At 53.6% G+C, this 25305-nt stretch carries 25 protein-coding genes; 20 read left to right on the top strand and 5 right to left on the bottom strand.

The window, feature by feature from the left end:
• Nucleotides 1–42 precede the first annotated feature (42 nt).
• The 3 genes from ACIQW9_RS05470 to ACIQW9_RS05460 form a co-directional block, all read right to left on the bottom strand.
• Nucleotides 43–555 carry a hypothetical protein gene (locus ACIQW9_RS05470; RefSeq protein ID WP_402333935.1) on the bottom strand — a complete coding sequence of 171 codons (513 nt, stop codon included), beginning with the start codon at nucleotides 553–555 and terminating at the stop codon, nucleotides 43–45.
• 73 nt (nucleotides 556–628) lie between these two features.
• A complete protein-coding gene (locus tag ACIQW9_RS05465) occupies nucleotides 629–1594 on the bottom strand; it encodes an HpcH/HpaI aldolase/citrate lyase family protein (RefSeq protein ID WP_402333932.1) in 966 nt (321 codons plus the stop codon).
• A gap of 76 nt (nucleotides 1595–1670) precedes the next feature.
• Nucleotides 1671–2660, bottom strand: coding sequence for a malate dehydrogenase (locus ACIQW9_RS05460; RefSeq protein WP_402333930.1), 990 nt, complete (start codon nucleotides 2658–2660; stop codon nucleotides 1671–1673).
• 277 nt (nucleotides 2661–2937) lie between these two features.
• On the opposite strand from ACIQW9_RS05460, the gene ACIQW9_RS05455 reads away from it, so the two are divergent.
• The 14 genes from ACIQW9_RS05455 (at nucleotide 2938) to ACIQW9_RS05390 (ending at nucleotide 17699) form a co-directional block, all read left to right on the top strand.
• Nucleotides 2938–3726 carry a GntR family transcriptional regulator gene (locus ACIQW9_RS05455; protein WP_050756707.1) on the top strand — a complete coding sequence of 263 codons (789 nt, stop codon included), beginning with the start codon at nucleotides 2938–2940 and terminating at the stop codon, nucleotides 3724–3726.
• Between the two features lie 153 nt (nucleotides 3727–3879).
• The gene (sdhC, locus tag ACIQW9_RS05450; RefSeq protein ID WP_402333926.1) at nucleotides 3880–4290 is read left to right on the top strand and encodes a succinate dehydrogenase, cytochrome b556 subunit; all 411 of its coding nucleotides are present in this window, start codon (nucleotides 3880–3882) and stop codon (nucleotides 4288–4290) included.
• Nucleotides 4290–4655 (top strand): succinate dehydrogenase, hydrophobic membrane anchor protein, encoded by a 366-nt coding sequence (sdhD, locus tag ACIQW9_RS05445; RefSeq protein WP_402333924.1) that lies wholly within the window; start codon nucleotides 4290–4292, stop codon nucleotides 4653–4655. Before sdhC ends, sdhD begins: the two co-directional genes overlap by 1 nt.
• A 1-nt stretch (nucleotide 4656) precedes the next feature.
• A complete protein-coding gene (gene sdhA, locus ACIQW9_RS05440) occupies nucleotides 4657–6435 on the top strand; it encodes a succinate dehydrogenase flavoprotein subunit (protein ID WP_402333921.1) in 1779 nt (592 codons plus the stop codon).
• An 11-nt stretch (nucleotides 6436–6446) separates the two neighbouring features.
• Nucleotides 6447–7157 carry a succinate dehydrogenase iron-sulfur subunit gene (locus ACIQW9_RS05435; RefSeq protein ID WP_402333918.1) on the top strand — a complete coding sequence of 237 codons (711 nt, stop codon included), beginning with the start codon at nucleotides 6447–6449 and terminating at the stop codon, nucleotides 7155–7157.
• A gap of 127 nt (nucleotides 7158–7284) precedes the next feature.
• Nucleotides 7285–7554, top strand: a complete 270-nt coding sequence (locus tag ACIQW9_RS05430; RefSeq protein WP_402333915.1) for a succinate dehydrogenase assembly factor 2 — start codon at nucleotides 7285–7287, stop codon at nucleotides 7552–7554.
• Nucleotides 7555–7647: 93 nt separating this feature from the next.
• Nucleotides 7648–8961, top strand: coding sequence for a citrate synthase (gene gltA, locus ACIQW9_RS05425; protein WP_402333912.1), 1314 nt, complete (start codon nucleotides 7648–7650; stop codon nucleotides 8959–8961).
• A 213-nt stretch (nucleotides 8962–9174) separates the two neighbouring features.
• On the top strand, nucleotides 9175–12033 hold the full coding sequence (locus ACIQW9_RS05420; RefSeq protein WP_402333909.1) for a 2-oxoglutarate dehydrogenase E1 component: 2859 nt from the start codon (nucleotides 9175–9177) through the stop codon (nucleotides 12031–12033).
• Nucleotides 12034–12093: 60 nt separating this feature from the next.
• The gene (odhB, locus tag ACIQW9_RS05415) at nucleotides 12094–13350 is read left to right on the top strand and encodes a 2-oxoglutarate dehydrogenase complex dihydrolipoyllysine-residue succinyltransferase (protein ID WP_402333906.1); all 1257 of its coding nucleotides are present in this window, start codon (nucleotides 12094–12096) and stop codon (nucleotides 13348–13350) included.
• An 86-nt stretch (nucleotides 13351–13436) separates the two neighbouring features.
• Nucleotides 13437–14864 carry a dihydrolipoyl dehydrogenase gene (gene lpdA / locus ACIQW9_RS05410; protein ID WP_402333903.1) on the top strand — a complete coding sequence of 476 codons (1428 nt, stop codon included), beginning with the start codon at nucleotides 13437–13439 and terminating at the stop codon, nucleotides 14862–14864.
• Between the two features lie 10 nt (nucleotides 14865–14874).
• Nucleotides 14875–15273 carry a hypothetical protein gene (locus ACIQW9_RS05405; protein WP_402333900.1) on the top strand — a complete coding sequence of 133 codons (399 nt, stop codon included), beginning with the start codon at nucleotides 14875–14877 and terminating at the stop codon, nucleotides 15271–15273.
• 111 nt (nucleotides 15274–15384) lie between these two features.
• Nucleotides 15385–16482 carry a cell division protein ZapE gene (gene zapE / locus ACIQW9_RS05400; RefSeq protein ID WP_402337903.1) on the top strand — a complete coding sequence of 366 codons (1098 nt, stop codon included), beginning with the start codon at nucleotides 15385–15387 and terminating at the stop codon, nucleotides 16480–16482.
• A gap of 32 nt (nucleotides 16483–16514) precedes the next feature.
• Complete coding sequence (locus ACIQW9_RS05395) at nucleotides 16515–17228, top strand: hypothetical protein (protein WP_402333897.1); 714 nt, start codon at nucleotides 16515–16517, stop codon at nucleotides 17226–17228.
• A gap of 267 nt (nucleotides 17229–17495) precedes the next feature.
• Nucleotides 17496–17699, top strand: coding sequence for a cold-shock protein (locus ACIQW9_RS05390; RefSeq protein ID WP_009665193.1), 204 nt, complete (start codon nucleotides 17496–17498; stop codon nucleotides 17697–17699).
• Between the two features lie 102 nt (nucleotides 17700–17801).
• Here ACIQW9_RS05390 and ACIQW9_RS05385 read toward each other — a convergent pair whose 3' ends face one another.
• On the bottom strand, nucleotides 17802–18224 hold the full coding sequence (locus ACIQW9_RS05385; RefSeq protein ID WP_402333894.1) for a thioredoxin family protein: 423 nt from the start codon (nucleotides 18222–18224) through the stop codon (nucleotides 17802–17804).
• Nucleotides 18225–18351: 127 nt separating this feature from the next.
• Here ACIQW9_RS05385 and tsaB point away from each other — a divergent pair, with 127 nt between their 5' ends.
• Genes tsaB through ACIQW9_RS05365 form a run of 4 tightly spaced genes read left to right on the top strand, consistent with a single transcriptional unit; the run spans nucleotide 18352 to nucleotide 21350 of the window.
• On the top strand, nucleotides 18352–19050 hold the full coding sequence (gene tsaB / locus ACIQW9_RS05380; RefSeq protein ID WP_402333891.1) for a tRNA (adenosine(37)-N6)-threonylcarbamoyltransferase complex dimerization subunit type 1 TsaB: 699 nt from the start codon (nucleotides 18352–18354) through the stop codon (nucleotides 19048–19050).
• Nucleotides 19047–19547: a ribosomal protein S18-alanine N-acetyltransferase gene (gene rimI, locus ACIQW9_RS05375; RefSeq protein ID WP_402333889.1), complete on the top strand. Its 501-nt coding sequence runs from the start codon at nucleotides 19047–19049 to the stop codon at nucleotides 19545–19547. The genes tsaB and rimI overlap by 4 nt, the downstream gene beginning before the upstream one ends.
• Nucleotides 19544–20395, top strand: coding sequence for a uracil-DNA glycosylase family protein (locus ACIQW9_RS05370; RefSeq protein WP_402333886.1), 852 nt, complete (start codon nucleotides 19544–19546; stop codon nucleotides 20393–20395). The genes rimI and ACIQW9_RS05370 overlap by 4 nt, the downstream gene beginning before the upstream one ends.
• Nucleotides 20373–21350: a DUF1853 family protein gene (locus tag ACIQW9_RS05365; protein ID WP_402333884.1), complete on the top strand. Its 978-nt coding sequence runs from the start codon at nucleotides 20373–20375 to the stop codon at nucleotides 21348–21350. The genes ACIQW9_RS05370 and ACIQW9_RS05365 overlap by 23 nt, the downstream gene beginning before the upstream one ends.
• A gap of 12 nt (nucleotides 21351–21362) precedes the next feature.
• On the opposite strand, the gene lplT is transcribed toward ACIQW9_RS05365, so the two are convergent.
• A complete protein-coding gene (gene lplT / locus ACIQW9_RS05360) occupies nucleotides 21363–22625 on the bottom strand; it encodes a lysophospholipid transporter LplT (RefSeq protein ID WP_402333881.1) in 1263 nt (420 codons plus the stop codon).
• Nucleotides 22626–22816: 191 nt separating this feature from the next.
• Between lplT and alr the strand changes: the two genes are divergently transcribed.
• Entirely contained in the window at nucleotides 22817–23902 is a 1086-nt protein-coding gene (alr, locus tag ACIQW9_RS05355; RefSeq protein WP_402333879.1) for an alanine racemase, read from the top strand.
• A gap of 29 nt (nucleotides 23903–23931) precedes the next feature.
• Nucleotides 23932–25302 (top strand): DNA repair protein RadA, encoded by a 1371-nt coding sequence (gene radA, locus ACIQW9_RS05350; protein ID WP_402333876.1) that lies wholly within the window; start codon nucleotides 23932–23934, stop codon nucleotides 25300–25302.
• Nucleotides 25303–25305 lie beyond the last annotated feature (3 nt).

Below are 25305 nucleotides of genomic sequence, written 5' to 3'. Positions count from 1 at the left end.
TATGCACACTACCAGCGACGAAGCCGGCAGCATTTCCAACTGTTAACTCTTTACTTTTGCGGCCAGTGCTTTTGCCTGCTCAGGATCTCTGCACTCATTGGCCAGTTGCTGGCCTTTTCTGGAGTCGAGCAACATGGCTTTGGATGGAATGTGGATCCATACCAGACCTGCCTTGCGATTCTCAAAACGATTTGCGCCAGTGCTGGTGCCGATTCTGCGCATGCGGTGGACTTTGTCTTTCCAGCGGATGGCAATATGCTTGTCGTCGCTGGCGTTGTAATAAGTGGTGATCTTGTTACCGAGCTCGCAATTGAAATTGTTGACGATGGAACCTTCGATATTGGCTTCGCCCAGATCTTCGTCATCATCGTCGACGGCAGCGCTTGCCGTGGCGCCTGCTGCCGTTGCTGCTGCAGGCGCTGCTTTTTTTACGGTCTTTTTAACTGGTTTTTTTGTTGCTTCATTTTTTGCGATGACGATATTTCCTTCTGCAAATGCAGGGGAAAGCGCTGACGATACGCCGATCAGCAGGACAGCATAAAGTAATTTTTTCATTCAAAATCTCCATTCATTCTGATAGTTCGCTGGCAGCAAGCCGGTGATGCGCTTGGTGTGAACGAATGCATATTCATAAAATAGTGCGGGCCGAATCGGGCAGGGGCAAGCCGCTGGCCTGCGCGCGTTGCAGTATCGTCCAGTAATAACGGTAGCTGGCTTTGTCGTGCAATTTGCCGTTGTGCTGTATAGGCCCCCATTGAGCTGCCTGTGCTTGCGACAGGATAGCCGCTGCTTCGTTCACTTCCGAGAGCTGGGGTGCAAATGATTTCAGGATAGGTTTGATCTGTCCTGGGTGAATACTCCACATCCGTGTATAGGCGAATTCGGATGCTGCACGGTGTGCATCGCTGGCAACCACCGACGTGTCGTTGATTTCCGTCGTGACATTGTGCGATGGCGTCTTGCCGTGCGCATGACAGGCTGCGGCAATTTCCAGCTTGGCGCGCGTCAGCAGCGGATGGGTAAATTGTCCGGGTGAACGCATGGCGTTGCCGGGAATGGCGCCGTAATGTGCGGAAACGAAATCCATGATGCCGAAGGACAGGCATTCGACCTGCGGCAGGGCGGCGATTGCGTAAGCATCTTTCAATGCGCCATGCGTTTCAATCAAGACGTGTACCGGCAAGTTGGTACGGCCGTTTGCATGACGATTGATGAGGCTGATTGCATTTTCTACGTCGGCCACGCTGTCGACTTTTGGAACGACAAGATAAGCCAGACGTTCTGCAGCATGTTGCAGAATGATTTTTATATCCTGTTCGAAGAATTCACTGGTGACATCGTGCACGCGGGCTCCGATGCGACCGAACAGATTCTCTTCGCCGGCAATCAATGCGCCGATCAAATGTGCATGCGCCTGTTCATTGCCATGTGCAGCACCGTCTTCGCAATCGAAGGTAATGTCGAAAACCGGCCCCAGCTCTGCTTGCAGTGCCAGTGATTTTCGCATCAGTTTTTCTGAGCCGGCATAGTGATCGCAGACTGGAATCGAAACTGGTGGCAAGGTGCCTTGAAAGAGAACTTCGGACGGATGCATGAGCGGTGTGCTGGCTAAAAAGGCTGGCGGCAGGGGAGAGGGACGAATAGCCGTAGCCATTCGTCCAGAGCTAATATCAAGCCAGAAGGTGTTTGACGCCTTCACGTTCTTCTGACAATTCTTTCAGGGTCAGATTGATGCGTTCTTGTGAGAATGCATCGATTTCCAGACCTTGAACGATTTTGTATTCGCCGTTTTCGGTGGTCACCGGGAAACCAAACATCGTGTCCTTCGGGATACCGTAGGAACCATCCGACGGAATACCCATTGTGACCCATTTGCCGTTGGTGCCGAGTACCCAGTCACGCACGTGATCGATCGCTGCGTTGGCTGCCGATGCTGCGGAAGATACACCGCGTGCTTCGATGATGGCTGCGCCGCGTTTGCCGACTGTAGGCAGGAATACGTCTTTGTTCCAGACTTCGTCGTTGATCGCTTCCTTAACCGATTTGCCGTCTGCTGTCGCGAAGCGATAGTCGGGATACATGGTTGGCGAGTGATTGCCCCAGACCGTCAGTTTTTCGATGGAGGTGACTGGCTTGCCGGTTTTCGCTGCGATTTGCGACAAGGCGCGGTTGTGATCCAGGCGCAGCATGGCGGTAAAGTTTTTTGCAGGCAGGTTCGGTGCCGATTTCATCGCAATGTATGCGTTGGTGTTGGCCGGATTGCCGACCACCAGTACTTTGACGTTGCGCGACGCAACTGCATCCAGCGCTTTGCCTTGTACGGTGAAGATTTGTGCATTGGCTTCCAGCAGATCCTTGCGTTCCATGCCTGGGCCGCGTGGGCGTGCGCCAACCAGCAGGGCAATGTCTGCATCCTTGAATGCGGTCATCGGATCGCTGTGCGCGGAAACGCCGGCCAGCAATGGAAATGCGCAATCGTCGATTTCCATGATCACGCCTTTCAGCGCGTTTTGTGCTTTTTCATTATCGATTTCCAACAACTGCAAAATAACCGGCTGGTCTTTACCCAGCAAGTCGCCGTTGGCGATGCGGAACAGCAGGGAATAACCGATCTGGCCGGCGGCGCCGGTGACGGCAACACGCATAGGGGCTTTAGCCATGTTGAATCTCCAAGGTAATGAAATCGTGATTGGGTAGGGGGAAAATATTCCGCGTGGCGCAATAATACAGTTGAATACCGGAGAAGTCAGCGGGGGCTATCCACAAATCGATCATCTGTTTTGCTCGATGTTGTTGTTGCTGCGACAAAATAATGCTGCTGCGAGTGTAGGCTTCGGGCATTGTATTGTCAATATGTATCTTATGTCTTATATAAGACATGTTAATTATCAACTTTCGCTGGACGCGGAGGGTGGTTTTGTGGTGAAATCCATACTCATGAGCTCCTCCCATCCTTCTCTGTCGATAGCTAATCCGGCCCAGGCTGCCGGTGCGTCAGCGACGGTGCCGTCACCGACCTTCAGTCCGCTATACCAGCAAATCAAGGCATTGATTACAAAGAGTCTGCAATCGGGCGAATGGCGTCCGGGCGAATTGATTCCGAGTGAGATCGAGCTGGCCAATCGCTTCAAGGTCAGTCAGGGCACGGTGCGCAAGGCGATTGATGAGCTGTCGGCCGAAAATCTGGTGGTGCGGCGGCAGGGTAAAGGTACTTTCGTTGCAACGCATCATGAAGCGCGGGCACAGTTTCGCTTTCTGCGTTTGAAGCCGGATGTCGGCGATGCTCAGTATCCCGAGAACACCGTTACGGAAGCCAGGCGTTTGCGTGCGCCGGCCGATATTGCGCGTCAATTGGACATTAAAACCGGCGACTCGGTTTTCTTCGTCAAGCGTATCCAGTCGTTCGATGGTGCGCCGACGATTCTGGAGGAGCTGTGGTTGCCGGGATCGATTTTCAAAGGCCTGTCGCTCGAGCGTGTGCTGCAATACAAGGGGCCCATGTATGCGCTGCTGGAGACGGAGTTTGGTATTCAGATGATACGTGCGGTTGAAAACATCCGCGCCGTGGTCGCCGATCAAAGTGCGGCGGAACTATTGATGCTGCCGCTGAATACGCCATTGCTGAGCGTGAACCGGGTTTCATTTACCTATGGCGATAAAGCGGTGGAAGTGCGACGCTCTTTGTATGTGACAAATAATCATCATTACCAAAATGAATTGAGCTGAACATGACGATGCGATGCCTGCAATTGTCAGTCCCATGTTTGCTAAGTAGGCAAGTAAAAAGTGTTAAACAGGATTTAAAAAAAGATTTGTTTTGGTGTGGTGCACCAAAATCGGTGAAAATTAGAAGTTCATCTCGCTTGGGAAAGTCACGTCATGTCTGATTCACTCAAAACCGGCAAGCCGCAGTTCCGCAATATTAATATTGCCGACCTGGTGCATTATCGGATGCCACTGGCTGCGATCATATCCATTATGCATCGCATCAGCGGCGCATTGATTTTCCTGCTGCTGCCAGTCATTTTGCTGCTGCTCGACAAAAGCCTGATGTCTGAAATCTCTTTCGAGCATTTCAAGGGCATCGCTTCCCACTGGTTTGTCAAACTGATCATTCTCGGGCTGGTGTGGGCTTACCTGCATCACTTTTGCGCCGGTATACGTCATTTGCTCGCAGACGTGCATGTAGGCGTGGATAAGGTCAATGGACGCAAGTCGGCTGTCATTGTGTTGGCGATTAGTCTGCCATTAACGGCGCTTGTCGCACTCAAACTGTTTGGAGCTTTCTGATGGCTATCGATAATATCGGACCGCATAGACGGGTCGTAGGTGCGCATTACGGTTTGAAGGACTGGCTTGCGCAACGTGTAACGGCAATCATCATGATTGTGTACACGGTGGTTTTGTTGCTCGCTTTCCTGCTTGCCAGCGATTTCAGTTACGAAGGCTGGGCCGGACTGTTTGCGCAGCAATGGTTCAAAATGTTCACCTTTGTGACCTTCCTGGCATTGTTTTATCACGCATGGGTCGGCATGCGTAATATCTGGATGGATTACATCAAACCGGTATCGATACGCCTCATATTGCAGGTTGCCACGATCGTGTGGCTGGTCGCTTGCGCCGGATGGACGGCGCAGATTCTTTGGAGAGCGTAACGTGGCAGCAATCAAATCAAGCATTCCTTCGCGCCATTTTGACGCCATCATCATTGGTGCCGGCGGTTCTGGCATGCGTGCATCGCTGCAGCTTGCAGAAGCAGGCTTGAACGTCGCGGTGCTTTCGAAGGTATTCCCGACTCGCTCGCATACTGTTGCCGCGCAAGGCGGAATTGGAGCATCGCTCGGCAATATGGCGGAAGACAACTGGTTCTGGCATATGTTCGATACCGTCAAGGGCGGCGATTATCTGGGCGACCAGGATGCGATCGAATTCATGTGCCGCGAAGCACCTAAAGTGGTCTACGAGCTGGAACATTTCGGCATGCCGTTCGACCGCAATGCCGACGGTACAATTTATCAGCGCCCATTCGGCGGTCACACCGCCAACTTCGGTGAAAAGCCCGTGCAACGCGCTTGCGCGGCTGCCGATCGTACCGGTCATGCCTTGTTGCACACGCTGTATCAGCGCAACGTGCGCGCCCGTACGCATTTCTTCGTTGAGTGGATGGCGATCGATTTGATGCGCGATGCCGATGGTGATGTGATCGGCGTGGTCGCGCTGGAAATGGAAACCGGCGAAGTGATGATGCTGGAAGCAAAGACGACGATGTTGGCTACCGGTGGCGCCGGTCGTATTTTTGCCGCATCAACCAATGCATTCATTAATACCGGCGACGGTCTCGGTATGGCAGCACGTGCCGGTTTGCCACTGGAAGACATGGAGTTCTGGCAGTTCCACCCAACCGGTGTGGCTGGTGCCGGCGTGCTGATTACCGAAGGCGTGCGCGGTGAGGGCGGCATTCTGGTGAATAGCCAGGGTGAACGCTTCATGGAACGCTATGCGCCTACCCTGAAGGATCTGGCGCCACGCGATTTTGTGTCGCGTTCGATGGATCAGGAAATCAAGGAAGGGCGCGGTTGCGGCCCGAACAAGGATTACGTGATGCTGGATCTGCGTCACATCGGCGCAGAGACAATTCAAAAACGTTTGCCATCGATTCTGGAAATCGCGCACAAATTCGCCAACGTCGATGCGACGCGCGAAGCGATTCCTGTTGTGCCGACTATCCATTATCAAATGGGCGGTGTTCCAACCAATATTCACGGCCAGGTAGTCGAACCGAAAAACGGCAATCCGAACCATGTCGTCAACGGTCTGTATGCGATCGGTGAATGCGCCTGCGTATCGGTGCATGGCGCCAATCGTCTTGGCACCAATTCGCTGCTTGATCTGATTGTTTTCGGTCGTGCAGCCGGCAACCATATTGTCCAAAGCAATCTGAAACAGCGTGAGCTCAAGCCCTTGCCGGCGGATGCTGCCGATCTGGCGCTGTCGCGTCTGGCGCATCTGGAAAACAGTACTGGCGGTGAGCGCGTACAGGATGTTGCCAATGATATACGCTCGACGATGCAGCAGTATTGCGGTGTGTTCCGTACCGACGAACTGCTGCAAACCGGTTACAAGAAAATCATGGAACTGGATGAGCGTCGCAAGCACGTTTCATTCAAGGATAAATCCCGCGTTTTCAATACTGCACGGGTCGAAGCACTGGAACTCGATAACATGATCGAGGTTGCCAAGGCAACGATTACATCTGCCGTGGCACGCAAGGAATCACGCGGCGCGCATGCACATCGCGATTATGAGAACCGCGATGATGAAAATTGGATGAAACATTCGCTGTTTTATTCCGAAGGCAACCGGCTTGATTACAAGCCAGTGGTGACCAAGCCACTGACGGTTGATACCTTCAAGCCTAAACCACGCACTTTCTAAAAGGTCAGAACATGGCACGCACGCTCAGACTCCAGATTTACCGCTATGATCCTGACAAGGATGCAAAACCGTACATGCAGGATGTGACGGTGGAATTGCAGGATCATGACAAGATGTTGCTGGATGCCTTGCAACGCATCAAGGCCGACGTCGACGATACACTGAGCCTGCGTCGCTCATGCCGTGAAGGTGTGTGCGGCTCGGATGCAATGAATATCAATGGCAAAAACGGCCTGGCTTGCACGACCAATCTGAACGAGCTGACAGAGCCTATCGTCTTGCGTCCATTACCTGGTTTGCCAGTGATACGGGACCTGATCGTGGACATGACGCAGTTCTTCAAACAGTACGACTCGATCAAGCCTTTCCTGATTAACGATACAATCCCGCCTGAGAAGGAACGCTTGCAGACGCCGGCGGAACGTGAAGAGCTGGATGGCCTGTACGAATGCATCTTGTGCGCATGTTGCTCGACTTCCTGTCCGTCGTTCTGGTGGAATCCGGATAAATTCGTCGGCCCGGCAGGCTTGTTGCAAGCCTACCGCTTCATTGCCGATAGCCGGGATGAAGCAACCGGTGCGCGGCTGGATAATCTGGAAGATCCATACCGATTGTTCAGATGTCATACAATCATGAATTGTGTGGATGTTTGCCCCAAAGGTTTGAACCCGACGCGCGCGATCGGAAAAATCAAGGAACTGTTGGTGCGACGAGCGGTATAGCGTTTGCACAGAGGGCGTTGTCCCGAAGTGTCAGCGATGTACGATGGCTGATCTGAAATTCGTCGCCGTGTTTTTCTTCGCAACAAGAATTGACGTGGAATAAGCGTTAAAGATTGAATGAGTGTCCATGTCGAATACCCACCAAGCTGATCCCGTAAAGCGCGCACGATTGCGATGGCGCGGTCGCCGTGGCTTGCTTGAAAATGATTTGCTGCTGACGCGATTTCTTGATCAGCATGAAGAAACCTTGACTGACGAAGATGTCGAAGCTTTTTCGGTATTGCTGGAGTTGCCGGATAATGATTTATTGAATTTGCTGCTGGCGCGCAGCGAACCGGAAGGTGAAAACGATCTCCCACATGTACGCGCGTTGCTGACAAGATTGCGTGCGATTTGATCGAAACGGATCAAATTGCACGGATGATGACTTTTTAATTTTGCGATTTATTCTTAAATCGACTCCACCCCTCGTTATATAGAAGGAAGAGCCATGCCCCACTCCCAATCTGACACCAAAGCCACACTGTCGTTTTCTGACGGTTCGCCATCAGTGGAGTTACCGATCTACAAGGGAACCATTGGTCCTGACGTGATTGATATCCGCAAGCTGTACGGTGCAAGCGGTAAATTCACCTATGACCCAGGCTTCATGTCTACCGCATCGTGCAATTCGACCATTACCTACATCGATGGCGACAAGGGTGAATTGCTGTATCGCGGTTACCCGATTGAACAATTGGCGGTACATTGCGATTTCCTGGAAACCAGCTATTTGCTGTTGAAGGGCGAGTTGCCTAATGCGGCGCAGAAAAAAGAATTCGTTGCGACCGTTACCAAGCACACGATGTTGCATGAACAGATGCAATTCTTCTTCCGCGGTTTCCGTCGTGACGCGCATCCTATGTCGGTGCTGGTCGGTACGGTCGGTGCATTGTCTTCGTTCTATCATGATTCGCTCGACATCAGCGACGCGCATCACCGCGAAGTATCGGCGATCCGTTTGATTGCAAAGATGCCGACGCTGGTGGCGATGTCGTACAAGTACTCAGTCGGTCAGCCTTTCGTGTACCCACGCAATGACTTGTCTTACAGCGCAAACTTCATGCACATGATGTTCTCTACGCCTGCTGAAGAATACAAAATCAATGACGTGCTGGTGCGCGCGCTGGATCGAATTTTGATTCTGCATGCCGATCACGAACAGAATGCATCGACTTCGACCGTGCGTCTGTCCGGTTCGTCCGGCGCCAATCCGTTTGCCTGTATCGCAGCGGGTATTGCCTGCCTGTGGGGCCCGGCACATGGCGGCGCGAATGAAGCAGCACTGAACATGCTGAAGGAAATCGGTTCAGTCGACAAGATTCCTGAATTCCTGGAGAAGGTCAAGGACAAGAATTCCGGCATCAAGCTGATGGGCTTCGGTCATCGCGTGTACAAGAACTTCGATCCGCGCGCCAAACTGATGCGCGAAACCTGCCATGAAGTGCTGGAAGAACTGGGCCTGCACGACGACCCATTGTTCAAACTGGCAATGGCGCTGGAAAAAGTGGCATTGGAAGATGAATACTTTGTATCGCGGAAGCTGTACCCGAACGTCGACTTCTATTCGGGCATCGTGCAATCGGCATTGGGAATTCCAGTTTCGCTGTTCACCGGTATTTTCGCGATGGCGCGTACTGTCGGTTGGGTCGCGCAATGGAATGAAATGATTTCAGATCCGGAACAAAAGATCGGTCGTCCGCGTCAATTGTTCATTGGTGAAAAAGCGCGCGATGTGCCGGAAATGTCGAAACGCCCAGCGTAAGTTGACGCGATAAAAAGCGAGTCATGAGATTCGCTTTTTATTCATTTGTTTTATGCTATTCTCGTTTTACATTGTTAGACCCAGTTATTAAATCAGTTATCGAAAAAACGTCCTTCCCCACAACTTGATGTGCAATCCGCTAAACGGTCAGGCCGTGTCGCGGAAGGTTGAATAACCCGCTAATCTCGCGAAACGCGAAGAAAGGTGAGCAAGATGATGCAACAACTTTTAGCCAACTCCTATTTGTTTGGGGGTAATGCTCCGTACGTGGAAGAACTGTACGAAGCATATTTGGACAATCCCGGCTCCGTGCCGGATAACTGGCGTGCGTATTTCGACGCTATGCAGCATGTGCCTGCGGTCGACGGTTCCAGCAAACCGGACGTGGCCCATGCTTCCGTGATTGCGTCTTTTGCAGAGCGTGCCAAACATGGCCCGATCCGCAATGTCGTCGCATCCGAAGATGTGGAAATGGGACGCAAGCGCGTCGCCGCCACACAGTTGATTGCGGCTTATCGCGTGCTTGGCAACAACTGGGCCAATCTCGATCCCCTGCAACGCCAGGAGCGTCCATCCATTCCGCAACTGGAACCGTCTTTTTACGGTTTCACCGATGCCGATATGGACATCGTGTTCAATATCAGCAATACCCATTTCGGCGCCGAAACGGCATCGCTGCGCGATCTGCTGAATGCCTTGCGCGATACCTATTGCCGCTCGATCGGACCGGAGTTCATGTACATCAGCGATCCTGCGCAAAAGCTCTGGCTGCAGGAACGTTTTGAATCGATACGCTCGACACCGACATTTTCCAGCGAAAAAAAGAAGCATATCCTGGAACGCCTGAGTGCAGCCGAAGGGCTGGAGCGTTATCTGCATACCAAATATGTAGGACAAAAACGCTTTTCTCTGGAAGGCAGCGAAAGCTTTATCGCGGCACTCGATGAGGTGATTCAGCGCGGCGGTGAAAAGGGCGTGCAGGAAATCGTCATCGGCATGGCGCATCGCGGTCGTCTGAACGTGCTGGTCAATACGCTGGGCAAGATGCCGCAGGAATTGTTTGCCGAATTCGAAGGCCGGCATGGCGACGATTTGCCTTCCGGCGACGTCAAGTATCACCAGGGCTTCTCATCCGACATCAGCACCCCGGGCGGACCGGTGCATCTGTCTCTGGCCTTCAACCCATCGCATCTGGAAATCGTCAATCCGGTGGTGGAAGGTTCGGTGCGTGCACGTATCGAGCGTCGTGGACAAAACGATCCGTCGCAACAAGTGCTGCCTATCCTGATTCACGGCGATGCGGCATTTGCCGGACAGGGCGTCATCATGGAAACGCTGAACCTGGCGCAAACCCGCGGTTACGGTACCGGCGGCACGGTGCACATCATCATCAACAACCAGATCGGCTTTACTACCTCCGATCCGCGCGATACGCGTTCGACTCTGTATTGCACGGACGTGTCCAAGATGATTGAAGCGCCGGTTATTCACGTCAACGGCGACGATCCGGAAGCAGTGGTTTTTGCAGCGCAGATCGCGCTCGATTATCGCCTTGAATTCCGCAAGGACATCGTGGTCGATATCGTCTGCTACCGCAAACTGGGGCATAACGAGCAGGATACGCCGGCGCTGACGCAGCCGCTGATGTACAAGAAAATTTCCCAGCATCCCGGCACACGCAAGCTGTATGCCGACAAACTGCTCGCGCAGGGAACTGTGGGAGAGAATGAAGCCGATGACATGGTCAAGGCCTATCGCGATGCGATGGATGAAGGCAAACATACCATCGATCCGGTCATTTCGAATTTCAAGAGCAAGTATGCAGTGGATTGGTTGCCGTTCCTGAATCGCAAATGGACCGATGCTGCCGATACGGCCATTCCGATGACGGAGTTGAAGCGCTTGTCCCAGCGTATTACTGCGCTTCCGGAAAATTTCAAGGTGCATCCACTGGTCGAGAAAGTGCTGGCCGATCGCGCCAGCATGGGACGCGGTGAAATGAATCTGGACTGGGGCATGGGTGAACATCTGGCCTATGCATCGCTGGTTTCTTCCGGTTATGCAGTGCGCCTGACCGGGCAGGATGCAGGGCGCGGCACTTTCGTGCATCGCCATGCGGTATTGCACGATCAGAATCGCGAACGCTGGGATGCCGGTACCTATGTGCCTTTGCAGAACGTCTCCGACCAGCAGGCATGGTTCCGCGTTATCGATTCTGTCTTGTCGGAAGAAGCGGTGCTGGCCTACGAGTACGGCTATTCGACGGCAGAGCCGAATACGCTGGTGATCTGGGAAGCGCAGTTCGGCGATTTCGCCAATGGTGCGCAAGTCGTGATCGATCAGTTCATCAGTTCGGGTGAAGTGAAATGGGGTCGCGCATCCGGCCTGGTGATGATGCTGCCGCATGGTTACGAAGGTCAGGGCCCGGAACATTCGTCGGCCCGTCCGGAGCGTTTCCTGCAATTGTGCGCAGACAACAATATGCAAGTGGTGCAGCCGACTACGGCAGCGCAGATTTTCCACCTGCTGCGTCGTCAGATGATCCGCAAGTTCCGCAAACCGCTGGTGATCCTGACGCCGAAATCGCTGCTGCGCAACAAGGAAGCCGGTTCGCCGCTTTCCGAGCTGGCCAGCGGCTCGTTCCAGACCGTGATTGGCGAAGTCGATACGAATATCGATGCGAAAAAAGTCAAACGCATCATCGCCTGTTCGGGACGCGTTTATTACGATCTGGTCAATGCACGCAAGGAGCGGGCGCAGAACGATGTGGCCATCATCCGCATCGAACAACTGTATCCATTCCCGCACAAGGCATTCGCTGCAGAGCTCAAGAAATTCCCGAACGCCATAGATTTGGTGTGGACGCAGGATGAACCGCAAAATCAGGGTGCATGGTTCCAGATTCAGCATAATATTCTGGAAAACATGTCGGATGGACAGAAGCTGGCTTATGCCGGTCGTCCAGCCAGCGCTTCACCGGCAGTCGGCTATTATGACAAGCATTACGCGCAACAAAAGACGCTGATAGAAACAGCATTCAGCAAGTTAAAAGGTTTTATCCAAACGAAATAAAGACCCTGTCGCACTCCAGATACTGGGGTGCGACATGAACAAACCGAAACGGAGAGTTATATGGCAATTCTTGAGATCAAAGTTCCGCAACTGTCGGAATCCGTTGCAGAAGCAACGCTGCTGCAATGGCATAAAAAAGTGGGCGAGACCGTCACACGCGACGAAAACATGATCGATATCGAAACCGACAAGGTTGTGCTGGAGTTGCCGGCACCGGCTACCGGCGTGATCACGCAAATCATTCGCGATGACAACAGTACCGTGGTCGCTGGCGAAGTCATTGCCTTGCTCGATACCGACCTGTCGGCAGCAGTTGCTCCTGCAGCGTCTGCTCCTGCCGCAGCAGCACCTACCGCGACCGCACCTGCAGCAGCAATGGCGGCATCCGCGAATACCGCCAGCGGTATCGCCATGCCGGCAGCAGCAAAAATGCTGGCGGAAAACAAGCTGGCAGCGAGCGATGTTGCCGGTACCGGCAAGGATGGCCGTGTCACCAAAGGCGACGTCATCAGTCAGTTGGAGAAAAAACCGGCAGCGCCTGCAGCCCCAGCAACTGCGGCAGCCAAGCCCGCTCTGCAGCAAGTGACTGCGCCAATGTCGGCCACTATGCTTGCCAATCGTCCGGAAGAACGCGTGCCTATGAGCCGCTTGCGCGCCCGTATCGCCGAGCGTTTGCTGCAGTCGCAATCGAGCAATGCCATTTTGACGACCTTCAATGAAGTCAATATGCAGCCGGTGATGGATCTGCGTACCAAGTACAAGGACAAGTTCGAAAAAGAACACGGCGTCAAACTCGGCTTCATGTCCTTTTTCGTCAAGGCAGTGGTCGCTGCATTGAAAAAATATCCGATCATCAATGCATCGGTAGACGGTAATGACATCGTGTATCACGGTTACTTCGATATCGGCATCGCAGTCGGTTCGCCACGCGGACTGGTGGTGCCGATTCTGCGCGATGCCGATCAAATGACTATCGCTGAAATTGAAAAGAAGATTGCGGAATTTGGCAACAAGGCCAAAGAAGGCAAGCTGACGCTGGACGATCTGAACGGCGGCACTTTCTCGATTTCAAACGGCGGCGTATTCGGTTCGATGCTGTCGACGCCTATCATCAATCCACCGCAATCGGCGATTCTGGGGATACATGCAACCAAGGAGCGCGCAGTGGTTGAAAACGGCCAGATCGTGATCCGTCCGATGAACTACTTCGCCATGTCTTACGATCATCGCATCATCGATGGCCGTGAAGCCGTACTGGGCCTGGTGGCGATGAAGGAAGCGATGGAAGATCCTGCGCGCCTGTTGCTGGATCTCTAAAATCGGATAGACGGAAAGACACAAAGGCGCGCGCAAGCTGATGCCTTTGTGTCTTTTTTTTCAGTAAAAAATTCGCGGGATAAAAAATGTCGAAAAATTTTGATGTAGTAGTAATTGGCGGCGGCCCTGGCGGCTATGTTGCCGCCATACGTGCAGCGCAACTGGGATTTTCTGTCGCCTGCATCGATGAATGGAAAAATGCCAAGGGCGGCGCAGCGCCTGGCGGGACGTGCACCAATGTCGGTTGCATTCCATCGAAAGCCTTGTTGCAATCGTCCGAGCATTACGAGCATGCAGGTCATGCCTTTGCCGAGCATGGAATTGAAGTCAAGGATTTGACGCTGAATGTAAAAAAAATGGTGGCGCGCAAGGATACGGTCGTCAAGCAGAATAACGATGGCATCCTGTATCTGCTTAAGAAAAACAAGGTCACCTTTTTCCATGGTCGTGCTTCCTTTGCAAAAGCGAGCGCGGGCGGATATGAAATCAAAGTGGCCGGCGCCGCCGAAGAAATCGTAGTGGCCAAACATGTGATCGTGGCAACCGGCTCGACGCCGCGTGTATTGCCGGGTGCCGATTTCGATGAAAACATGATCCTCTCCAACACCGGTGCACTGGCTATGACCGAAGTACCGAAACGTCTGGGCTTGATCGGTGCTGGAGTGATCGGCCTGGAAATGGGCAGCGTCTGGCGCCGTCTCGGTTCTGAAGTTACCGTGCTGGAAGCCTTGCCGGTTTTCCTCGGTGCTGTGGACGAGCAGGTCGCCAAGGAAGCGCAAAAGCAATTCGTCAAGCAGGGTCTGGCGATCAATCTGGGTGTGAAAATCGGCGCGATCACTGTGGGCAAGAATGATGTCACGGTCAACTATGTCGATGACAAGGGTGCGGCGCAAAAAGCGGTATTCGATAAATTGATCGTATCGATCGGACGCATACCGAATACGGTAGGCTTGAATGCCGAAGCAGTTGGCCTGAAACTGGATGAGCGCGGTTTTATCGCTGTCGATGGCGATTGCAAAACCAGCCTGGCTAACGTCTGGGCAGTGGGTGACGTTGTGCGTGGCCCGATGCTGGCGCACAAGGCGGAAGAAGAGGGCGTTGCCGTTGCAGAGCGCATAGCCGGTCAGCATGGGCACGTGAACTTCAATACCATTCCATCGGTTATTTATACCTCGCCGGAAATTGCTTCGGTCGGTAAAACCGAGCAGCAGCTGAAAGCTGAAAATATCGTCTATAAAGCCGGCACCTTTCCTTTCCTGGCGAATGGTCGTGCGCGTGCACTGGGCGATACCACCGGCTTTGTGAAGTTTCTGGCCGATGCAAAAACCGATGAAATTCTTGGCGTGCACATCATCGGGCCGCAGGCATCCGAATTGATTTCGGAAGCGGTCGTCGCGATGGAATTCCGCGCTTCGTCGGAAGATATTGCACGAATTTGCCATGCACATCCTACCTTGTCGGAAGCGCTCAAAGAGGCGGCACTGGCGGTAGATGGCCGGGCCTTGAATTTCTAGAAAGAGGTTTATGCGTTACATCAGCTTGCTGCTGCCCCTGGTATTGACAGCCTGTGCCACCGGTAATTGGGGCGACGGCCGGGTTGCCGTTGCCACTGCCAGTAATGGTCAGGAATTCGGCGGCGCCACTTGTGTCGTGATGAACAATGCGGCGAGCTGGAATGTGACGACGCCGGGGACACTGGAGATCGGCCAGGCTGCCGGTGAGTTGCGCATCGTGTGCAACAAACCCGGCTACCGTACTTCTGAGCTGCGCTTGCCGCCGTATGGGCAATCCGGCTCCAGCATGGGTGTCGGTTTAGGCGGTGGTAGCGGCGGTGTCGGCCTCGGACTGGGCTTCAGCCTGCCGATCAGTTCGGGCGGCGGCAGTTATCCGCCGCGTGTCGTGGTGAATATGTATCCGCTGTAAATATACGTGTGTTGAAATGTGCGGGCGAGTTGCGACTCGCCCGTTTTTATCTTGAACATCGATAAACAATCAGATCGCACCTACTCTGAAAACGAATTGGATTTGAGCAGAATGAATGTTCAAGAGTTTTACGACCATGCCTTGCTGCAACGCGGATTCAGTGCAGACGAAGCGCAGAGGCAAGCCGTAATCCGCCTGCAGCAAGCCTACGATGAGTGGGTAGAGTACAAGGCGCAACGGGCAAATGCCTTCCTGCGTTTTCTCAAGCCGCCGGCCATTCCGCGCGGTGTCTATATGTGGGGTGGCGTCGGGCGCGGCAAATCCTTCCTGATGGATAGTTTCTATGCGGTGGTGCCGCTGGTGCGCAAGACACGCGTGCATTTCCATGAATTCATGCGCAGCGTGCATCGCGAGCTGGATGAATTGAAGATGATTGCCAATCCGCTGGATGAAGTGGCATTGCGCATCGCAAAGAAATATCGGCTGATCTGCTTTGACGAATTTCATGTGACCGACATCGCTGATGCGATGATTCTGTACAACCTGTTCAATGCCTTGTTCAAGAATGGCGTGTCTTTTATCATCACATCCAATTTTGAACCGAGTACGCTGTATCCGGATGGCCTGCATCGCGATCGCATGTTGCCGACCATCGCTTTGCTGCAAGAAAAACTGGACATCATGAATGTGGATGGCGGCAACGACTATCGCAAGCGCGCCTTGTCCCAGGTTGATGCATACCACACACCGTTGGGAGCCGAGGCCGATCATGCATTGCGTAAGGCATTTGTACGGATAGCGGAAACCAGCGACGAGAATCCTGTCATCGATGTTGAGGGGCGCCAGATCAAGGCGCTAAGGCGCGCCGGCGGTGTGATATGGTTCGACTTCGCTACGCTGTGCGGCGGTCCGCGTTCGCAAAACGACTATCTTGAAATTGCCAGCCGTTTTCATACCGTCATCCTGTCGGATGTCCCGCTCATGTCGGCAGGCATGTCTTCGGAAGCACGCCGCTTCATCTGGCTGATTGATGTATTGTACGATCGCAGAATCAAGCTGCTGATGTCGGCAGCCGTCGATATGCATCAGCTTTATACCGATGGCGCGCTGACGATGGAGTTTCAACGCACCGTGTCGCGTCTGGTGGAAATGCAATCAACCGAATACATGGAAGCCGAACGCAGCCACAGCGGCAATGCAATTTTATAGCCCTGGCAGCAATTCAACCTGGTGAAACCGTAATGATGAAACTGATAGTGAGAATGTTTGCAGCGGCATTGATGCTGCTATCCGGCCCCTATGTCTGGGCGCAAACGACTGTGACGATGGATGAAGCAGCCTTGCAGTCCTACTCGGTGCAAGATGTGGTGGGGCGTTATCCGGCCGGTGCCATCAAGTCGCAGGAAGCTGCAGAGAGTGCAGTGGAGGAAGTGAAGCATGCGCGTGCCAATGTCGAAGCGCGCTTCAAGGCGGAGCAGCATGCCTGCTATCCAAAATTCTTTGCCACTTCGTGTTTGAACCAGGCGAAGGAGCGCCGGCGCCTGGATTTGCTGACAGTGAAGCCGATCGAAGTCGAGGCCAATGCATATATACGACATGCGCGCGTGGTGGAACGCGATCGCCGTCTGGCAGGAAAAGCAGCGGAAAACGAAGGCAAGGCCATCCTGCAGCAAGCACCTGACGAAGGCAAAACCGATGATGCCGGTAAATCGCTCCATGAACAAAACAGCGTATCCAGGGATGCGCAACGCAAGGCGCGCGCAGATGCACAGGCAAAAAAAATCGAGGAACAAGCGGAGAAACAGCGGAACTTGAAGGCGAATGAGGCGGCGGAAGAACAAAAACGCGCTGAGAATATCAGGAGATACGAAGAGAAGGTAAAGGAATCCGCTGCACGTCAGAAAGAAATTCTGGAGAAAAAAGCGGAAAAGGAAAGGGCGCAGCAGCAAAAATAAGGATGCGCTGGTGTGCTGCCTCTTCTTTTGCCAGTGTGGGAAGTTCTCAGATTTTCATGACAGTGATACAAGAAAATGAGTAAATTTCCTATTAATGCTTTCTTGCAAGATTAAGTAATTATCAAAGTTTAACTTTTTTAATTTTCTCCGGTATAATCAAGCATCGTTGAGATTCGAGTTAGTAGTGCAGTATTAGTCTGTCATTCCTGTCTTGGTTGAAACGATTTAACGGGCAACTGCCCAACTTAACTGAAATTAGGAATTGTAATGGCAACTGGTATCGTAAAATGGTTTAATGATTCGAAGGGCTTCGGCTTTATTACCCCTGACGAAGGCGGCGAAGATTTGTTCGCTCACTTCTCGGCAATTCAGTCGAGCGGCTTCAAATCACTGCAAGAGAACCAACGCGTTTCTTTTGAAGTGACCGCTGGTCCTAAGGGCAAGCAAGCTTCGAACATTCAGCCTATCTAAGCTGAATCAAGCGAAATAAAAAATCCTCGGTTCGCCGGGGATTTTTTTTGTCTGAAAATTCGTGTTGAGAAAGTAAGTGCGAAGGTGCAGTAGAGCGCAGACTCAAGTTTGAGTCAAAGTTTTGCGAAGATTGCGCTCCAGCTGCCACTCCTGATATTCAGCGCTGCTTTGTGCCTGCTGTTTTAGCTCGGAGTTGTTTTTATCCGCATGCGATGTGATCAGGCGATGTGCGATGCGATGGTCGGGCATGGTGGTGCCGTAAAACATCACATCGTCGCCGCGCTGAATTAAAAGTGTGGGGAAGTTTTCAACATCGAAGTCGCCAATCAGATCGGCACTATCTTCAATATCGATCCAGATAAAAAGCTTGTCCGGATGTTGCGCAGCCAGTTCATCGAAACCTGGTCGGTAGCTTGTGCATACATCGCACCACGCCGCGCACAGGCAGGCGACCACCCATACGTCGTCTTGCATGCGTTGCGCTAACTGATGCTGGTTTTCCGGTTCTAGTGTGATACTGGGCATGGCGGTATTTTACCGGTTTCTATCCTCAGTTGAGCAAGCGTCTGCTGCGACAGCCGGGCTTGCCGCAATTTTCATAAAGTGTGCACGCGATCCAGACGCCTTGCGGCACGCGCGGTAAAATACCGCCATGTCTACTATCCTTGCTATTGAAACATCCTCTGAACTTGCCTCGGCTGCATTGCTGCATGGCGCTGTCGTGACATCTGCAGAAGCGGCTGGCGTGACAACGCACTCGCAAAGCATTTTGCCCATGGTGCAGGACTTGCTCGCCAGGGCCGGTCTGGCATTGGCGGATTGCGATGCAATTGCATTCGGTTCCGGTCCCGGTTCATTTACCGGCGTGCGCACCGCTTGCGGGATTGCGCAGGGCTTGGCGTATGGCGCAGATCTGCCATTGCTGCCGACGGTCACCTTGCTGGCATTGGCGCAGGCTTGTCATGAAAAAACCGGCGCATGCGATGTACTGGCAGTGATGGATGCGCGCATGGGCGAAGTCTATTGGGCGCAATATCGTTTCGATCGCGAATGGCAGATTGTGATCGCACCAAGCTTGTCCGCAGCATCAGATGTAATGCCGAATGGGGAAGTTGTCGCTTGCGGTAATGGATTGAAGGCATATGAGAAGGATTTTGCAGCGCGTTCTTTTTTTCGCGCCGAGATGAAAGAATGGGTGCCGCATGCCGCACAGATTGCAACGCTGGGCGCGCTGGCCTTTGCGCAAGGGCAGGGCGTGGCTGCCGGTGTTGCAGAACCTCTGTATTTACGCAACAAGGTGGCATTGACGACGAACGAACGTCTGGAAAAGGCCGCAAAGGAAATCGCATGAGTTCTGTGCAAAGCCCGATTCCGCAGCCGGCTCCGGTAGCGCGTCCGCTCAAGCTGTATTTTTCCCGGATGCAGCCGTCCGATGTCAGCGATGTGCTGGCCATTGAAAACGATGTCTATCCGTTTCCGTGGACGCGAGGAAATTTCCTCGATTCGATCAGCAGCGGCTATGAAACCTGGATACTGCGCGATGCTGCAGGTACGTTGAATGGTTATTTCCTGCTAATGCCGTCGGTGGACGATGCGCATTTATTGAATATCACCGTGCATCGCGATTTGCATGGGGGTGGCATCGGACTCTTGTTGCTCAACAAGGCCAAGGCCATCGTGCAGGAAAGAAAATTGCAAGCGCTGTTGCTGGAAGTGCGTCCTTCCAATACGCGGGCGGAAAAAATTTATGAACGTTACGGCTTTGCGCGCATCGGCATACGCAAGGGATATTATCCGGCACCGAATAATCAGCGTGAAGACGCCATTGTGATGAAGCTGGCGCTATGAGCGATCAACATCGACGGGCAGCATTCCTGCATGAAATGGGCCTGGGGCCGATTTGGTCGCAACGTGGCATTGCAGCGCCACAGGCTGTCGCAGAGGCGGTAATGGATGCTGCGCCTGCAGGGATACCATCCATGCAGGCGACAGCAGTTGCGGTAACGACGTCTGCATGGGCGGAAGCTACTCCGGTCGTGGCAGTGCCGCTGCATGCACCTGTTACGCTTGCCGCATCTGAAGTGGCGACGACCACATCGTTTGCCGATATTGCGCAGATGGATTGGGCGCAGCTCAAATCCGTCGTCGCGAGTTGCACGCAATGCGGTTTATGCAAAAGCCGGACGCAAACCGTATTTGGCGTCGGCGATCAAAAGGCAAAATGGCTGTTTGTCGGTGAAGGCCCGGGACGCAACGAGGATTTTCAGGGCGAACCCTTCGTCGGCCCGGCCGGGAAATTGCTCGATAATATGTTCGGTGCGATGGGCTTGAAGCGCGGTGAAAATACCTATATCGCGAATATCGTGAAGTGCCGGCCGACCGATGCCAGCAAACGCGATCGCCCTCCTGCAGCAGAAGAAGCTGCAGCCTGCATCCCGTACCTGGAACGGCAGATAGCCTTGATCAAGCCGACCGTCATCGTCGCACTGGGCAAAACGGCGGCAATCTCGCTATTGAAACTGGAGCCGACCACGCCGGTCAGCAAGTTGCGCGGCACCGTACATCGCTATGCCGATCTGCCTTTGATCGTCACGTATCACCCTGCCTATCTGTTGCGCAACCTTAAAGACAAGAGCAAGGCATGGGCCGATTTGTGCCTTGCCATGCAAACGTATGCCGACAGTCCAAGCGCATAAACCTGCGAATAATTTTCAGGCGCAATTTCACCGGCGCTGGGGACATCTGAACGATCCGCATGTACGCGCATTGGCATGGTTGCTGGTTGCGCCTGATTTGCTCGATCCGCATGCACCGCAATGGCAGGGAAAAATTGCAGCACTGCCGGCCGGCATGCTGGCTGGCATCGATGCATGGCTGACCGCCATGGATAGCGAACCTGCAGAGCTGCATCGTTACCTGGATTTGCAACCGTTCGCGCGACTGGGACGTTATGCAGAGAAGTTGATGGCGTTTTATCTGGAACGTCAGAACGTACTGTTTGCACACAGCGTGCAGGTGCGCGCCGGGAAAAACAGCACCATAGGCGAATTTGATTTCCTGCTGCGTCTGGACGATCAACTGGTGCATTGGGAATTCGCTACCAAATTCTATTTGCTGGAATCCAGCGGCGCAGGCAACGATGCCGATTACTTCGTCGGCCCCAATCTGGCGGATACGCTAGGCGCCAAAATGCACAAGATACTGGACCGGCAGTTGCTGCTTTCCGCGCATCCTGCTGCGCAAATACATTTGCCGGAGCCTGTCAGCAAGGCGCAGGCTTTGGTGAAGGGCTGGCTTTTTTATCCGGATGTCGATCTGGAAATGAACGCCTTCGGCACCGCACACGAACATTGCCGCGGTTTTTGGTGTGCATGTTCCGATCTCGCGCATTTGCGTGCGGAACGCTACGCAATTTTGCCGCGCCTGCAGTGGCTGGCACCCGCCAGCTTGCCGCTATCGCAGACGATGGATCAACAGGCACTGCAGGAATATCTGGCGGAATATTTCGTGCACGATACGATGCCCGTGCTGGTCGCATTGCTGGAAGTGAAGGATGGCGTGGGACTTGAGGTGAGTCGCGGGTTTATCGTGCCGGATGACTGGCGTACGCGCGCCGGACAGAGAATAAAATTGGCACATCCTCTGGCCTGAATGTTGCCACGATTAGTGTTTGTGCTCGCCGATCAGAGACAGTGAATCGTGCTCGCGCTGATTGGCTGCATGCCTGCGCATGATCAGCAGCATGATGCCGGAAACAAAGAGCCCGAACATCACGATGACAATGTTGATATTCAGATCCAGCTTGATCATCAGTGCATAGAGCAGCAGCATCGTCAGCACCGACAGATTTTCATTGAAGTTTTGTACGGCAATCGAATGCCCGGCGCTCATCAGGACATGGCCGCGATGCTGCAGCAATGCATTCATGGGCACGACAAAATAACCGGACAGGGCGCCTACCAGCACCAGTAGCGGATATGCCAGCCAGACCGTGTGCACCATGGTCATGATGATGACGACGACGCCCATGATGACGCCCAGCGGCATCACGGATAATGATTTTTTCAGGGGGACAAAGCGGGCTGCTGCAATGGCGCCTATTGCCACACCCACCGCGACTACGCCTTGCAGAATGGCGGCTTCGTCCAGCTGCATGCCCAAAGAATTGCCGGCCCATTTCAGGACGATGAATTGCAGGGTCGCTCCTGCGCCCCAGAACAGGGTGGTGACGGCGAGTGAAATCTGGCCCAGCCTGTCATTCCACAAGGTAGTAAAGCAATGAACAAAATCGCTAATCAGCTTGATTGGATGGCGTTCCTGATGCGGATAACGGGCGCCGGTGTCGGGAATTCTTAGATTGAACAAGGCTGCCAGCAGATAGATGATTGCAATAATGCAGAGTGCAGTTTCTGCCGGTGTATCAATGCCAAAATCAAAATACGGGAAATCGAACGCCAGCAATTTGGCGGCAATGCTCGGATTAATCAGAGCGCCACCCATTACCGTACCAAGAATGATGGAGGAAACGGTGAGTCCTTCGATCCAGCCATTTGCCGCGACCAGTTTTTCTGCCGGCAGCAGCTCAGTCAGAATGCCGTACTTGGCAGGTGAATAGGCGGCTGCGCCGAAACCGACTACGGCATATGCGATCAGCGGATGCACGTCGAAAAACATCATGCCGCAACCGACTATCTTGATCATGTTGGTGACGAACATCACGCGCCCTTTGGGCAGCGAATCCGCGAATGCGCCGACGAAAGCGGCCAGCAAGACATAGGAAAGAACGAAGAACAGTTTCAGTAATGGCGTCATCCAGTCAGGTGACTTCATGACTGTCAATAAAGCGATGGCCGCAATAAGGAGGGCGTTGTCGGCGAGCGATGAAAAAAACTGCGCCGCCATGATGGTGTAAAAACCGCGATTCATCCGTATTGATCTATTTGTCTGTGTATCTCCGGCTTGCTTTATACCATGAAAATCTGCGACTTCGATTGAAATGCCCGTCATCGATCAGAGTGCGTCCGGTAAAATAAGATCGCAGGTCGCGCGATGTCGCGGCCCCTCGATTGCTTTACATCGCGCGCAGCATGCGATTTAACTTTTTTATTTTTTTTTGTATGCCCAGACCTTTACTTGCCACTATTGATATTGCTGCTATGCGTCATAATTTGCGAGTGGCAAAAAATTGCGCGCCGCATTCCTGCATTCTGGCTGTAGTCAAGGCAAATGCATACGGACATGGTCTGGAACGCGGCATGCGCGGTTTCGCGGAGGCGGATGGCCTGGGTCTGATTGAAGTGGAGAATGCGGTGCGCCTGCGGCAACTTGGTTGGCAAAAACGCATCCTGCTGCTGGAGGGCTTTTTCGATGCGGCTGACTTGCAGACGATTTCCGTTCATCAGATCGATACCGTCGTGCATTGCGTCGAGCAACTGAAGATGCTGGAGCAAGCCAGTCTGAATGCAAAACTGGATGTGCATCTTAAAATCAATAGCGGCATGAATCGCCTCGGCTTCATGCCTGCGGTCTGTCATGATATCTATCAACGTCTGCGCGCCATACCGGCAGTACGCAATATTTCTTTCATTACGCATTTCGCCAATGCGGAAAATGCAGCCAACGCCAATTTGCCGCTCAGCGAACAACTGCAGCGCTTTCAAACGGCAACGCAGGGCTTGCCCGGCGATCGCAGCCTGTCCAATTCGGCGGCAGACTTGATGCATCCGGAATGCACGGCGGATTGGGTGCGCCCCGGTGTGATGCTGTACGGCGGCACACCCGCAGACACGCCGGCAGCAGCCTTTGGCTTGCAGCCTGCGATGACCTTGAGCAGTGAAATCATCGGTATCCAGCACATCGTGGCCGGCGATGCGGTTGGTTACGGCAGCAGTTTTGTCGCCAGCGGGCCGATGACGGTAGGCGTGGTCGCATGCGGTTATGCAGACGGTTATCCGCGTCATGCGCCTAGTGGTACGCCGGTCATCGTCGATGGCGTGAGGACGCAGATAGTCGGACGCGTTTCGATGGATATGATTACTGTCGATCTGACACCGGTTGCCTATGCTGGTGTCGGTAGTCAGGTCATCTTGTGGGGACGGGGCTTGCCGGTGGATGAAGTCGCCAGTGCGGCGGGTACGGTAGGCTATGAATTGATGTGCGCAATTGCACCGCGCGTGCGTATCGTTGAATCCGAGCACGTTTAACTTAATCAGCAAGACGGAAACCGACACAGATGGCAAAAGCCAAAACTAATTACACCTGCAGCGAATGCGGCGGTATCAGCAATAAATGGGGCGGACAATGTCCATCCTGCAATGCATGGAATACGCTGGTCGAGACGGTTGTCGAAACCGGCACCAATCGTTTCTCGACGCAACACCAGGGCCTGGCGCAATCGGCACCGGTATTGAGCCTGGCCGACATCGAGGCGGTCGATGTGCCGCGCTTCGGCACCGGCATAGAAGAATTCGATCGCGTTCTGGGTGGTGGCCTGGTGGCCGGGGGCGTGGTGCTGATAGGCGGCGACCCCGGCATCGGCAAGTCGACCTTGTTGCTGCAAGCGCTGGCCAATCTGTCGAAGATTAAAAAAGTTCTGTATGTCAGCGGCGAAGAATCGGGCGCACAGATTGCCTTGCGCGCCAGGCGTCTTGCGGTGGATGCAAAAGACTTGAAACTGCAGGCTGAAATCCAGCTGGAAAAAATTCTGAATACCCTGGCCGAACACAGGCCGGATGTGGCGGTGATCGATTCGATACAAACCGTGTATTCGGATGCGCTCAGCTCGGCGCCGGGATCAGTGGCACAGGTGCGTGAATGCGCCGCGCAGTTGACGCGCATCGCCAAGCAAACCGGTGTGACCATTATCATGGTCGGGCACGTCACGAAGGAGGGCGCGCTGGCCGGGCCGCGCGTACTCGAACATATCGTCGATACGGTTTTGTATTTTGAAGGCGATACGCATTCCAGCTTCCGTCTGGTGCGCGCGATCAAGAATCGCTTTGGTGCGGTGAATGAACTGGGCGTATTCGCGATGACGGAAAAGGGCTTGAAGGGCGTTTCCAATCCATCCGCATTGTTCTTGTCACAGCACGACAGTCCGGTGCCCGGCGCCTGTGTGATGGTGACGCAGGAAGGAACGCGTCCCTTGCTGGTTGAAATTCAGGCCCTGGTCGATACTTCGCATTTGCCGAATGCGCGCCGCCTCTCCGTGGGGCTGGAACAGAACCGACTGGCGATGCTGCTGGCGGTTTTGCACAGACACGCAGGTATCGCGGCCTTCGATCAGGATGTCTTCATCAATGCGGTTGGCGGCGTGAAGATTACCGAGCCGGCAGCCGACCTTGCCGTATTACTGGCGATCCATTCGTCGATGCGCAGTCGTCCCTTGCCGCGTGGCCTGGTGGTGTTTGGCGAAGTCGGGCTGGCCGGTGAAATTCGCCCGGCGCCACGCGGACAGGAGCGTTTGCGCGAAGCTGCGAAACTGGGTTTTTCGCTGGCCTTGATTCCGAAGTCGAATGCACCTAAACAGAAAATAGAAGGCTTGACCATCATCGCGGTAGAGCGCATCGATGAAGCGCTCAATCGCGTGCGCGAACACGAATAAGGT

The organism is Herminiimonas sp. NPDC097707 (genome assembly GCF_044761395.1).
Classification (GTDB): Bacteria; Pseudomonadota; Gammaproteobacteria; order Burkholderiales; family Burkholderiaceae_D; genus Oxalicibacterium.
The sequence above is the reverse complement of the archived record's forward strand: the minus strand, read 5'-3'. Positions and strand labels throughout refer to the sequence as shown.